At 71.8% G+C, this 12521-nt stretch carries 12 protein-coding genes; 5 read left to right on the plus strand and 7 right to left on the minus strand.

Translation table 11 applies throughout. The features are described from left to right. Window positions 1–77 precede the first annotated feature (77 nt). Window positions 78–1130 carry a fatty acid desaturase family protein gene (locus AF335_RS06915; RefSeq protein WP_102917385.1) on the plus strand — a complete coding sequence of 351 codons (1053 nt, stop codon included), beginning with the start codon at window positions 78–80 and terminating at the stop codon, window positions 1128–1130. Here the strand turns inward: AF335_RS06915 and AF335_RS06920 are convergent. From AF335_RS06920 to AF335_RS06935, 4 genes are all read right to left on the minus strand, one after another. Next, window positions 1117–2136, minus strand: coding sequence for a TolB-like translocation protein (locus AF335_RS06920; protein WP_102917386.1), 1020 nt, complete (start codon window positions 2134–2136; stop codon window positions 1117–1119). The two genes, AF335_RS06915 and AF335_RS06920, sit on opposite strands and share 14 nt — an antisense overlap. 7 nt (window positions 2137–2143) lie before the next feature. Next, window positions 2144–3445, minus strand: a complete 1302-nt coding sequence (locus tag AF335_RS06925) for an MFS transporter (protein ID WP_102917387.1) — start codon at window positions 3443–3445, stop codon at window positions 2144–2146. Between the two features lie 2 nt (window positions 3446–3447). Then, window positions 3448–4344 (minus strand): alkaline phosphatase family protein, encoded by an 897-nt coding sequence (locus AF335_RS06930; protein WP_446557468.1) that lies wholly within the window; start codon window positions 4342–4344, stop codon window positions 3448–3450. A 157-nt stretch (window positions 4345–4501) separates the two neighbouring features. Next, window positions 4502–4789: a hypothetical protein gene (locus AF335_RS06935; protein ID WP_102917887.1), complete on the minus strand. Its 288-nt coding sequence runs from the start codon at window positions 4787–4789 to the stop codon at window positions 4502–4504. A 99-nt stretch (window positions 4790–4888) separates the two neighbouring features. Here AF335_RS06935 and AF335_RS06940 point away from each other — a divergent pair, with 99 nt between their 5' ends. Further along, window positions 4889–5782, plus strand: a complete 894-nt coding sequence (locus tag AF335_RS06940) for an oxygenase MpaB family protein (RefSeq protein ID WP_102917388.1) — start codon at window positions 4889–4891, stop codon at window positions 5780–5782. Between the two features lie 70 nt (window positions 5783–5852). Here the strand turns inward: AF335_RS06940 and AF335_RS06945 are convergent, their stop codons facing one another. Further along, on the minus strand, window positions 5853–6467 hold the full coding sequence (locus AF335_RS06945; RefSeq protein ID WP_102917389.1) for a class I SAM-dependent methyltransferase: 615 nt from the start codon (window positions 6465–6467) through the stop codon (window positions 5853–5855). 212 nt (window positions 6468–6679) lie between these two features. Between AF335_RS06945 and AF335_RS06950 the strand changes: the two genes are divergently transcribed. Further along, window positions 6680–7111: a roadblock/LC7 domain-containing protein gene (locus tag AF335_RS06950; RefSeq protein WP_102917390.1), complete on the plus strand. Its 432-nt coding sequence runs from the start codon at window positions 6680–6682 to the stop codon at window positions 7109–7111. 89 nt (window positions 7112–7200) lie between these two features. Continuing rightward, window positions 7201–8112: a DUF6397 family protein gene (locus AF335_RS06955; protein WP_102917391.1), complete on the plus strand. Its 912-nt coding sequence runs from the start codon at window positions 7201–7203 to the stop codon at window positions 8110–8112. A gap of 30 nt (window positions 8113–8142) precedes the next feature. Here the strand turns inward: AF335_RS06955 and AF335_RS06960 are convergent, their stop codons facing one another. Both AF335_RS06960 and AF335_RS06965 read right to left on the minus strand, forming a co-directional pair. After that, window positions 8143–9009: an acyl-CoA thioesterase gene (locus AF335_RS06960; RefSeq protein WP_102917392.1), complete on the minus strand. Its 867-nt coding sequence runs from the start codon at window positions 9007–9009 to the stop codon at window positions 8143–8145. A gap of 49 nt (window positions 9010–9058) precedes the next feature. Further along, entirely contained in the window at window positions 9059–11572 is a 2514-nt protein-coding gene (locus AF335_RS06965) for a DEAD/DEAH box helicase (RefSeq protein WP_102917393.1), read from the minus strand. A 133-nt stretch (window positions 11573–11705) separates the two neighbouring features. Here AF335_RS06965 and AF335_RS06970 point away from each other — a divergent pair, with 133 nt between their 5' ends. After that, window positions 11706–12497, plus strand: coding sequence for a metal-dependent hydrolase (locus AF335_RS06970; RefSeq protein ID WP_102917394.1), 792 nt, complete (start codon window positions 11706–11708; stop codon window positions 12495–12497). The last annotated feature ends 24 nt before the right edge of the window (window positions 12498–12521 follow it).

A 12521-nucleotide genomic window follows, 5' to 3' on the forward strand; every position in this document is an offset into this window, starting at 1 on the left:
TGCCGCCATGGCTGTCCCCTGCCCCCGATCCGTACGTTCTGTGAGGTCAGCCCGTTGCCCGACCCTCCGGAGACGTCATGCCCCAGGCCACCGCCCCACCCGCCGAACGCGTCGCGGGCAGTGACTTCGCCCCGCTGCTGCGCCAGGTCAGGGAACAGGGCCTGCTCGAACGCCGCCGCGGTTGGTACGCGCTCACCATCGTCGCCAACCTGCTCGCGCTCGCCGCCACGGCCGCCGCGATCGCGCTCGTCGGCGACTCCTGGTGGACCCTGGCGCTGGCCGTTCCCGCGGCGGTGTTCTGCGCCAGGGCCTGCTTCGTCGGCCACGACGGCGGACACTCCCAGATAGCCGCCACCCGGCGGGGCAACCGCCTGATCGGCCTGCTCCACGCCGATCTGCTGCTCGGCATGAGCTACGGCTGGTGGAACGACAAGCACAACCGCCACCACGCCAACCCCAACCACGTGGACAAGGACCCGGACGTCGGGGTCGGCGCGCTCGTATGGACACAGCGACAGGCCGCGCAGCGCGAAGGGGCCTTCGTCCGCTGGCTCACCCGCAATCAGGCCCGGCTCTTCTTCCCCATGCTCCTTCTCGAAGGTCTCAACCTGAAGGTTTCGGGCGTCCGCGACCTCAAAAGGCAAGAGGCACCGGAACGCCGGGTGGAGGCGACGCTGATGGCCCTCCACTGGGCGGGCTACGCGACCCTCCTCCTGTCGTCGATGTCCCTCGGTAAGGCGGTCGCCTTCGCGCTCCTGCACCACGCGCTCTTCGGCCTGCACCTCGGTGCCGTCTTCGCCCCCAACCACAAGGGCATGGAGATGCCCGACCCGGACGGCGAGCGCTGGGGACACCTCCGCCGTCAGGTCCTCACCTCGCGCAACGTACGCGGGGGCCCGCTGACGGACTGGTTCCTCGGCGGGCTGAACTACCAGATCGAGCACCACCTCTTCCCCAGCATGCCCCGCCCCCACCTGCGCCTCGCCAGGCCCCTGGTGCGCGAGCACTGCCGCGTGACCGGACTGCCGTACGCGGAGACCGGCCTCGTGGACTCCTACCGTCAGGCGCTGCGCCACATGCACGAGGTGGGCGCCCCGCTGCGCGCGGACCGCGCCCTCACCGGCCGGTGAAGGCCGGGGCCAGGGCGGCCCGCATCGAGAGCGACGGGCTGCCGGAACCGTCCGCCGGCACGGTCCACAGATCGGATCCGTAGTCGCCCGGCAGGGAGTAGACGAGGGTCCTCCCGTCCCGCCAGACCGCCTGATCATCGACGCTCCGCCGCTCGGCCGTGGCCGTCTCCCGCAGCGTGCGCAGGTCCAGTACGTACAGCCGCCAGGGTGCGTCCGAGGACGCGCCCTCCACGCGTTTCTTGTAGGCGACCCGCGTCCCGTCGGGCGACAGCGACGGGCACTCGACGTTGGGGTGCAGCGTCCGCAAGGTCCGGGCGGCGCGGTCACCTTGGACGAGGTACGTCCGTCCGCCGGTCGCGGCCGTGGCGTAGAAACGGTTGTCGTCGGCGAAGGTCACACCCCAGATGTTGAGGTCCGCCGGCCTCCGCGGCCTGCCGTCGAGGAGGAAGCGGTAGTCCTCCAGCGTCCGGTCCGATCGGCCGGTGCGGAGGTCGAGCACCGATGTACGCGTCGAGAACGCCGCGCCCGCGTACGAGTCGCCGCTGACGAACACGGTCCAGGCGGCGCTGCGGCCGCTGGGCGAGACGCGGGCGCGGGACGGCACGCCCGCCAGGTCGTAGCGACGCAGCTCGCGCAGGCGCGAGTCGAGGATCACGGCGCGGTAGGCGTCGCGGAGCCCGCCGCGCACCGCCTGCAGACAGACGCCGGTGCCGCCGGCCGTGTGGAAGCGCAGACAGCGGACCCCGGACGAGGTGCGCGGGCCCGTGGGGTCCCCGGCCGGGACCGACGCGATCTCGTCGCGGTGCGGGCCCCAGGCCATGTTCCGGAAGACGCCGACCCCCGGCGCGTCCAGAGTGACCTCACCGGAGCGCACAAGCGGCCCGCCGGCCTGGGCGCGGTCCTTCTCCCCCGCCCGCCCGGCGGCGTGCAAGGTGGCGCCCAGGGCGACACCGCCGAGGACGAGGACCGCGACCAGGAGGATCAGAACGCGGCTCTTACGGTTCATACGGCTCTTACGGTTCAACGGAAGGACTCCGGTGGGGGTTCTCGGCGGGCACGGGGCGCAGCAGAAGCGCGCCGGCGGCGGTGGACACGAGGAGACCGGCGGCCGCCGCGCCCAGCGCCGTACGGTCGCCCCAGACGGTCCAGGCCGTCCCGAAGGCGATCGAGCAGACGAAGCGGGCCGCGGCCTGGCCCGTCTGCACCACGGCCAGACCGGTGCCCCGTACCGCGCTCGGCACGGCGTCGGCGGTCGCGGCGGCCAGGACGCCGTCGGTGGCCGCGTAGAAGCCGCCGTGGAGCGCGAGCACGAGGCAGCAGAGCGTGGCGGACTCGCCGAGCGGGGCGACGAGCAGGCCGTACGCCGCGAGGAGCGCGAGATGGCCGCAGAGGAAGAGCCTCCGCCGGCCCACGCGGTCCGCGAGCATGCCCAGCGGGACGGCCAGCAGGAGGAAGGCGGAGGCCGTCCCCAGGGGCAGCAAGGGGAACCACGCCTCCGACAGGTCCAGGCGCCGTTGCAGGGTGAGGTAGAGGAAGGAGTCGCTGACCGTGGTCAGGCCCAGCAGCACGGCGCAGCCGGTCAGCCGGCGGACGGCGGGGCTCCGCAGCACGGCGCGCAGCGGCGGCCCGCCCTCCCCGGGCGCGGGGGCCGGGGACGCGGCGGCCCGGCCCGGTACGAACAGCAGGAGGACGAGGACGCCCAGGGCGGCCACGCAGCCGCTGACGGTGAAGACGGCGTCGTAGCCGCCGGCGGCGACCCGAAGGATCGCGAAGGCCACGAGCGGGCCGAGGAGCGCCCCCGCCGTGTCCATCGCCCGGTGCACCCCGAACGCCCGTCCTCGCGCACCGGGTTCGCAGGCGAGCGAGATCATCGCGTCGCGCGGCGCCGTGCGCAGCCCCTTGCCGGTGCGGTCGGCGGCCAGCACCGCGCCGATCAGCGGCATGCCGTGCGCGACGAGCAGCAGGGGCTTGCAGAGGGCCGACAGCCCGTAGCCGGCCAGGGCGACGGCCTTGGGTCCGCCGCCCCGGTCGGAGAGTCTGCCGCCCACGAGGCGTACGAGCGCGCTGACACCGTTGTAGACGCCGTCCAGAAGGCCGAAGCCGAGCGGGGAGAGGCCGAGCTCGGCGACGAGGTAGAGCGGCAGGACGGCGGTCACCATCTCCGAGGAGACGTCGGTGACCAGGCTGACGGTCCCCAGGGCGAGAACCGCCCCGGGGACCGCGGCGGCCCGCCGGCCGGGGAGGGGCCGCCGGCCGGCGGTGTCGGGGTGGTCCGGGGTCCGGTCCGGAACGGTGCGGCTGTCCGCGACGTACACGGTCAGCTGGTCCAGATGCCGGTGATGTCCTTGGCGTTCGCGGCCTGTCCGGCGTGCGTGGTGCCGTACATGTCCTCGAGGGTGCGCAGCACGTCGTAGTGGTTGTAGGTCGACGCCGACGTGGTGCCCGCCTTGACGGGCTGGCCGTAGAGGACGGTCGGGATGCGGTTGCCGCTCAGCCTGTTGTCCTCGTCGAAGGTGATGAGGAGCAGGCTGTTGTGCGACTTGGCCCAGTCGGCGTAGCCCTTGAGGTTGTTCTTCAGCCAGGTGTCCCCGGTCTGCACCGAGCAGTCGTGCATGTCGCTGCAGAGGTTCGGGACGACGAAGGAGACCGTCGGGAGCTCGGCGTAGTCGGTGGGGAAGGCGCTCATCGTGTGCGCGGTGTCGGTGGGCACGTTCCCGAAGCCGAACCACGGGTTGTGCTTCTGCGCGTACTTGCCGCTCTTGCACACGGTCGAGCCCTCGCCCGGCAGGGACTCGTTGTAGCTGCCCCAGGTCTTGCCGGCGGCGACGAGCTCGGAGGCGAGGTTGGCTTCGTCGCTGAACCCGGGCGTGACACAGCTGTCGTCGGTGACGCCCTGGGTGTCGCCCGAGAAGAGCGCGTAGTAGTTCGGCTGGCTGGGGTGCGTCTCGGCGTACGAGCCGGTCAGGTTGGCGCCCCCGGAGGCCAGGGAGTTGATGTACGGGGCGCTGGAGGTACCGATGACCTGACCGTACGCGTGGTTCTCGAAGACGACGACCACGACGTGGTCGGGCGTGGGCACGGCCGCCGCGGCCGAGGACTCGGAGGCCCACAGGCCCACGGACGTGGCGGCGAGCGCGAGGGACGCGGTCAGGGCGCCCAGATGGCGACGACGGGGGCGACGAGGTCTGTGGGGGTGGCGCGCTGCGGCGGACACGGATCCTCCGTACAGGGGGAGCGGGATGGGGGCAGGGGGTGGGTGCCTGCGGCTTCGAGGGAAATGTAGGACCGGCAGAATGGCATGTACACGCCTTTCGGGTGACGGAACGGGGAACAGTGGTCGAGCGGAACATGAGCGTCCGAGGGGCCGGGCGTCAGGCCCCCGGCAGGCCGAGCAGGGACCGGGCCACGCGCTGCGGTGACTCGTCGTGCTCGCGGGCGAGCGCTATGACGGCCCGGCAGGCGAGCTCGTTCACGCCGAAACAGAGGGCCTCCGGCGACACCCACCGGGACACCTCGGCGCACCGCTCGTGGTCGTCCTCGGCGCATGCCGCCACATAGGTGGCGGCCGCCTCGAAGAGATTGCGCTGCCGTCCCGCGGGCGGTGGTGGCGAAGGGACGTGCCAGGCATTCTCGAAACGCCTGCGGAGCTTGTCGAACACGCGGATCACCTGCCCCGTGAAGTGTTTGCCGTACGGTCGTTCAAGTGTGCCCTTCGCCCGTAGAGTTGAACCTCCGACGAACGAAAGGGAGACCGTGCGGTGAAACGCTTCGACTGGCTCAGGGAGATTCAGCGGCTCGACCCCGAGAAGGACTTCCTGCGGATCTATCAGATCACAGCGACCCTGGAATTCCCCTGGGACGTGACACGGGCATTGGAGCTCGCCCTTTACAGGACTTACGCCGTGCCCAGCATCGGCCGCCTCCTCGGCGAGACCGGCGAGTTCGTCGACCGTACGCAGAAGCGCTACGACGACACCACGCTGCTGCTCGACGCGGTCGTCGAGCACGGCTTCGCCAGTGAGACCGGCCGCTCGGCGATCCGCCGTATCAACCAGATGCACCGCAGCTATGACATCAGCAACGACGATATGCGCTACGTCCTGTGCACCTTTGTCGCGATCCCCGGAAGGTGGCTCGACCGCTACGGCTGGCGAAGGGTTTCCGAGCACGAGCGGCGGGCCATGGCGGCGTACTACCGGACTCTCGGCCGGCATATGGGCATCCAGGACATTCCCGAGACCTATGACGACTTCGGCCGCTGCCTCGACGAGTACGAGGACGCCCACTTCGGGTGGGACGAGAGCGGGCGGGCCGTCTCGGACGCCACTTTGGACCTGATGGCCTCCTGGTATCCGGCGCCGCTGGCTCCACTTGTCCGTGGCGCGAGCAAGGCGCTTCTGGACGACCCGCTGCTGCGCGCGTTCCGCTACGAGAGCCCGCACCCCGCCGCCCGCGCCCTGGTCCATGGCGCGCTGCGCGCCAGGGCCAAGGCCGTGCGACTCCTCCCGCCGAGGCGCACCCCGCACCACGCCCGTCAGAACCCCGAGATCAAGGGCTATCCGAACGGATACGACGTCGCCGAACTCGGCACTTTCCACGGCTCCTCGGCGCCCAAGCGGCTGGGGGCGTGTCCGGTGCCCCACGGGAAGTGATGCTTCCCCTCATATGCTGACCGGCCCGCATGCCGACGCCCTGGCCGCGGTATCGGACGCGGCCGGGGCGTCAGGCGCCGTCCGGACCCGGTGACATCTCGGCGATCACCAGGAACCGCGCGTCCTCGTCCACGTACGACACCATCCGCCACCCGCTCCTCCCCAGGAACGGCCCGAGGTTCTCCTCCGCCCGTTCGTCGTCCGCGGTGATCTGCCGCCCGTGCCGCGCGGCGAGCGCCGCCCGCCCCACGGGGTGGAAGAGCGCGAGGCGGCCGCCGGGGCGGGCCACCCGTGCCAGCTCCCGGAAACCCGCCTCCGCGTCGGCGAGATGGGAGATGAGACCGGCGGCGAAGACGGCGTCGACCGAGCCGTCCCGGAGCGGCAGACGTGTGACGTCCGCCAGGAGGAGCCGTCCTTCGCGCTCCCGGCCGGCCCGTACGGCGGCCCGCAGCATCGCCGGCGTGAGGTCCGCGCCCAGGACGGTCCCGCGCGGGCCCACCGCGCCGCGCAGCGCCGGCAGCGCCCGGCCCGTGCCGCACCCCGCGTCCAGGACGGCGTCGCCGGGGCGCAGGCCGAGGTCGGCGACGGCCGCCCCGTAGGCGGGCCCGTCGTCGGGGAACCGGGCATCCCAGCCGTCGGCCCGTGCGGTGAAGAACTCCTTCACCCGGGTGGGGTCGTCGCTCACGTCGTAGCTCCTTCGTCGAGGCGGAATCGCCTGTCCTGTCCGGTCCGTCCGGCTACGGGATGAGCCGTCGTGACCTTGTCCGCGCCGTGTTCCCATCTTGCGTCAACTGGCCAACAGGGGAGTGCTGGCGGAGCGGGCGGGTTGCCGACGGCGCGCCGGTGGGCGAGGCTGGCACGGCAGCCACGGGGAAGAGCGGAACGGGGAGGCGGGACATGGCACTCAGCAAGGAACTCGACTGGATGCTCGACGACCTGACCGAGCGCGTCGAGAACATACGCCACGCGTTGGTGCTGTCCAACGACGGCCTGGTGACGGGCTCGAGCACCTCCCTCGAGAGGGAGGACGCCGAGCACCTCGCGGCGGTCGCGTCCGGGCTGCACAGCCTCGCGAAGGGCACCGGGCGGCAGTTCAGGGCGGGCGGGGTACGCCAGACGATGGTCGAATTCGACGAAGGCGTGCTGTTCGTGACGGCGGCGGGGGGCGGGAGCTGCCTGTGCGTCCTCGGCGGGCCGGGCGCGGACATCGGCCAGGTCGCCTACGAGATGACGCTGCTGGTCAACCGCGTCGGCGAACACCTGGGCATCGAGATCCGGCAGCAGGGGGACGCCGACGGCACGGGGCAGGCCCCCGGCCGCCGACGCTGACGGGAGTTATCCACAGGGCTGACGCGCTGTCGCACCCCGACGCTATCTTCGTCACTGTCGGTGACCGAAGTGAGGGCGGGGAGGCTGTCATGACAGTGCGGGAGCATCAGAAACGAGGGGCGGCGTCGACCGCCGTCCCGTTCGCGAGGGCCGCGCGGGAGCTGGAGCTCAAGCCGCGCGAGTTCGAGCTGGCCGTTCAGCTGGGGCTCGTGCGGACCGTCACCGCGGGGCCGGGCGGTCGGCACCCCCGGGTCGCGCGGGAGGAGATCGACCGGCATCTGGCGGGCCCGGGGTTCCCGGAGGCCCTGCGCACCCGGCTGTGGGTGGTGGGCACGTCCGAGGGCGCCGAACTCATGGGCATCAGCACGGCGCGGTTCGGACGCCTGGCCAGGGCGGGCTGCTTCGCCCCCGTCCGCTTCTACGTCAACCGTTATCGCGCCGTGGTCTGGCACTATCTGGCAGCCGACCTCGTGGAATTCGCCGACGTCAGCCCCGAGCTCCTCACCGGTCGCACGCCGCCGGCCCTGCGCGACGCCCTGGAGCAGCGCGAGGACCGCCGGGCCCGCGGCTGGCGCGCCCGGCGGCTCGACCAGCTCCTGGCCCGGACCGACGACCCATGGGAGCGGGCGGCGGTCACCGCGTCGGTGCTCGGCCCGGAGCAGCTGGCCGACGCGGTGCCGGATCCGTGCGAACGGGCCCGGGTGAGCGAGCTGAGGCCGGAGCTGTCCGCCGTGCGCGCGGACACCGGGGCCGTCCGCGCGGTGGTCGACCGGGTGACCCTGGCGGCGGACCCCGACGAGATCGCCTGGTACCGGCGGCAGCTCACCGCCGCGCTGGCGCGGGCCCGCGCCGCCCGGCCGCTGCCCCGGCCGGAAGGTCATCCGGAAGCCGTGCCGGCCAGGGAAGGGCCCCCGGCCCAGGAGGCGCGGCCGGAGGCGGCGCCGGTCGGGGCGACGGTGGGGTGGCGCGCGCTGTGGGGGCGGCTGCGGGGCCGGGCGTGACGTACCGTCGGCGCGCGGGCCGACGCCCGCTCACGGCATCTTGCGGAAGAGCCCTTCCTGCATCACCGAGACCAGCAGCCGTCCCTCGCGGTCGAAGATCTGGCCGCGGGCCAGACCCCTGGCGCCCGTCGCGATCGGGGACTCCTGCTGGTAGAGGAACCACCGGTCGGCGTGGAGGGGCCGGTGGAACCACATCGCGTGGTCCAGGGAGGCCATGTCGAAGCCGCGCTGCCCCCACAGCGGCTCGACGGGGATGCGCACCGCGTCCAGGAGCGTCATGTCGCTCGCGTAGGTGAGGGCACAGGTATGCACGAGCGGGTCGTCCCCGAGGGGCCCGAGCGCGCGCATCCACACCGCACTGCGCGGCTCCGCGCCGGCCAGCTCCCGCGCGGTCCAGCGCAGCCGGTCCACGTACCGGATGTCGAAGGCCAGCCTGCGCTCCATGTGCCGGAGCGCGCTCGGCAGCTCGCCGCCGAGATGTTCGCGGATCTCGTCGGCGAGTTTGGGCAGCTCCTCGGGGCCCGGCACCTCGGGCGCCGCCACCTGGTGCTCGAACCCCGGCTCGCTCTGATGGAAGGAGGCGGTGAGGTTGAAGATCGTGCGTCCCTGCTGGACGGCCACCACCCGCCGCGTGGTGAAGGACCGTCCGTCGCGCACCCGCTCCACCTGGTACACGATGGGCACCCCGGGCCGGCCGGGGCGCAGGAAGTACGCGTGGAGCGAGTGCACGGGGCGGTCGCCCTCGGTGGTCCGCCCGGCCGCGACCAGCGCCTGCCCGGCCACCTGCCCGCCGAAGACGCGCTGCAGCGACTCGTCCGGGCTGCGGCCCCGGAAGATGTTCAGGTCGATCCGCTCCAGGTCGAGCAGACCCACCAGCCGGTCGGTGGCACTGGTCATCGGCACTCCTTCACCGCTCGAGGACACCGCGCGGGCGGTGTCTCGGAGGCTACAGCTGGCCGACGTCCATGACGCGGACCACCGCGCGGCCTTCCTCGTCGGAGGCCGCGAGGTCCACCTCGGCGGAGATGCCCCAGTCGTGGTCGCCGTTCGGGTCGGCGAAGGTCTGCCGGACGCGCCACAGGCCGTCCTCCGGCTTCTCCTCGATCCGCAGCAGCTTCGGGCCCCGGGCGTCCGGGCCGGTGCCCAGCTCCTCGTACTCGTCCCAGTAGGCGTCCATGGCCTCGCCCCAGCGGTCCTCGTCCCAGCCGGACTCGGCGTCCATCTCGCCGAGCTCGCCGACCTTGTCGAGGGCGGCCAGCTCGACCCGGCGGAACAGCGTGTTGCGCACCAGCACCCGGAAGGCACGGGCGTTGGCGGTGACGGGCTTGACCTGGTCGGCCCGCTCCTGGGCCTGCTCCGCCGTCTCCTCCTCCGGATTGGCCAGCTGCTCCCACTCGTCCAGCAGGCTGGAGTCGACCTGGCGCACCATCTCGCCCAGCCAGGCGATCAGGTCCTCGAAGTCGTCGGACTTGAGGTCGTCGGGCACGGTGTGGTCCAGCGCCTTGAACGCGCCGGCGAGGTAGCGCAGCACGATGCCCTCGGTCCGTGCGAGGTCGTAGTGGGAGGTGAACTCCGTGAACGTCATCGCGCGCTCGTACATGTCGCGGATGACCGACTTCGGCGACAGCGGGTGGTCGCCGACCCAGGGGTGGCTCCTGCGGTAGACGTCGTAGGCGTGGGACAGCACCTCGTCCAGCGGCTTGGGGTAGGTGACGTCCATGAGCCGCTCCATGCGGTCCTCGTACTCGACGCCGTCCGCCTTCATCGCCGCCACGGCCTCGCCGCGCGCCTTGTTCTGCTGCGCGGCCAGGATCTGCCGGGGGTCGTCGAGCGTCGACTCGACGACGGAGACCATGTCCAGGGCGTAGGACGGCGACTCCGGGTCGAGGAGCTCGAAGGCGGCGAGCGCGAAGGTCGACAGCGGCTGGTTGAGGGCGAAGTCCGACTGCAGGTCCACCGTCAGGCGGATGATCCGGCCCTCGGCGTCGGGCTCGTCGAGCCGCTCGACCACCCCGCCGTCCAGCAGCGAGCGGTAGATGGCGATCGCGCGGCGGATGTGCCGCAGCTGGTTGCGGCGCGGCTCGTGGTTGTCCTCCAGCAGCCGGCGCATCGCCTGGAAGGCGTCGCCGGGCCGTGCGATGACGGCCAGCAGCATCGCGTGCGTGACCCGGAAGCGGGAGGTGAGCTGCTCCGGCTCGGAGGCGATGAGCTTCTCGAAGGTGTTCTCGCCCCAGTTGACGAAGCCCTCGGGGGCCTTCTTACGGACCACCTTGCGCCGCTTCTTGGGGTCGTCGCCCGCCTTGGCCAGCGCCTTCTCGTTCTCCACGACGTGCTCGGGAGCCTGGGCGACGACGAATCCGGCCGTGTCGAAGCCCGCCCGGCCGGCCCGGCCCGCGATCTGGTGGAACTCCCGGGCCCGCAGCGTGCGCACCCGCTGGCCGTCGTACTTCGTGAGCGCGGTGAACAGCACCGTGCGGATCGGCACGTTGACGCCGACGCCCAGCGTGTCCGTCCCGCAGATGACCTTCAGCAGACCGGCCTGCGCCAGCCGCTCCACCAGGCGCCGGTACTTGGGCAGCATGCCCGCGTGGTGCACCCCGATGCCGTGCCGTACGTAGCGCGAGAGGTTCCGGCCGAACTTCGTGGTGAAGCGGAAATTGCCGATCAGCTTGGCGATCTCGTCCTTCTCCTCGCGCGAGCACATATTGATGCTCATGAGCGCCTGCGCCCGCTCCACGGCGGCCGCCTGGGTGAAGTGCACGATGTACACCGGTGCCTGCTGCGTCTGCAGCAGCTCGGTCAGGGTCTCGGTGAGCGGCGTCGCGCGGTATTCGTAGGACAGCGGGACCGGTCGCGTCGCGGAGCGGACCACGGTGGTGGGTCGGCCGGTGCGCCGTGTGAGGTCCTCCTCGAAGCGGGAGACGTCACCCAGCGTCGCGGACATCAGGATGAACTGGGCCTGCGGCAGCTCGAGCAACGGGATCTGCCACGCCCAGCCCCGGTCCGGCTCCGCGTAGAAATGGAACTCGTCCATCACGACCTGGCCGATGTCGGCGTCCTTGCCGTCCCGAAGCGCGATGGAGGCGAGGACCTCGGCCGTGCAGCAGATCACGGGGGCGTCGGCGTTGACCGACGCGTCGCCCGTGAGCATGCCGACGTTCTCCGTGCCGAAGATCTTGCACAGGTCGAAGAACTTCTCCGAGACCAGCGCCTTGATGGGCGCGGTGTAGAAGGTCACCTGGTCATTGGCCAGCGCCGTGAAGTGCGCGCCGGCCGCGACGAGGCTCTTGCCCGACCCCGTCGGCGTCGACAGGATCACGTTCGCTCCGGAGACGACCTCGATCAGTGCCTCCTCCTGCGCGGGGTACAACGAGATACCCCGCTCCTCGGCCCAGGTCGAGAAAGCTTCGAAAAGGGCATCGGGGTCGGCATGGCTCGGCATCTGATCGATAAGGGTCACGCCTCCATACTGCCTGGCCCATGGCCGGATCAGAGAACCGGGCGGCGGATCGATGATCATCGGAGGCTACGCTGAGTCGCCGACCCGATGTCAGGAAAACAGGACTTCGGCCTACAAAAGGGGTGGAATCGGAATGATGGGACCGGCGCACTCGCTCTCGGGCGCTGCGGCCTGGCTGGGGGTGGGATCGGCGGTCGCGGCGGCCGGGCACCCGATGCCCTGGCCGGTGCTCATCGTCGGCGCCCTGATCTGCGCTGGCGCGGCACTCGCGCCCGACCTCGACCACAAGTCCGCCACCATATCGAGAGCGTTCGGCCCGATCTCACGCGGCCTCTGCGAGATCATCGACAAGCTGTCGCACTCCGTCTACAAGGCCACCCGGGGCCACGGCGACCCCCGCCGCAACGGCGGTCACCGCACCCTCACCCACACCTGGCTCTGGGCGGTGCTCATCGGCACGGGCGCCTCGGTCCTCGCCATGACCGGCGGTCGCTGGGCCGTGCTCGGCATCCTCTTCGTCCACCTGGTGCTCGCCGTCGAGGGGCTCCTGTGGCGCATGGCCCGGACCTCCAGCGACGTCCTCGTATGGCTCCTCGGCGCCACCAGCGCCTGGATACTCGCCGGCGTCCTCAACGAACCGGGCAACGGTGCCGACTGGCTCTTCACCGGGCCCGGCCAGGAGTACATGTGGCTCGGCCTGCCCATCGTCCTCGGCGCCCTCGTGCACGACATCGGGGACGCGCTCACGGTCTCCGGATGCCCGATCCTCTGGCCGATACCCATAGGCCGCAAGCGCTGGTATCCCATCGGACCGCCGAAGGCCATGCGCTTCCGGGCGGGCAGCTGGGTGGAGCTGAAGGTCCTCATGCCGGTCTTCGTCCTGCTCGGCGGCGTGGGCGGTCTCGGGGCCCTGGGAGTGATCTGACCTCTCCGGGCCCCGGCCCGGCGA

Source organism: Streptomyces eurocidicus (genome assembly GCF_002891295.1).
GTDB classification, from domain to species: Bacteria; Actinomycetota; Actinomycetes; order Streptomycetales; family Streptomycetaceae; genus Streptomyces; species Streptomyces eurocidicus.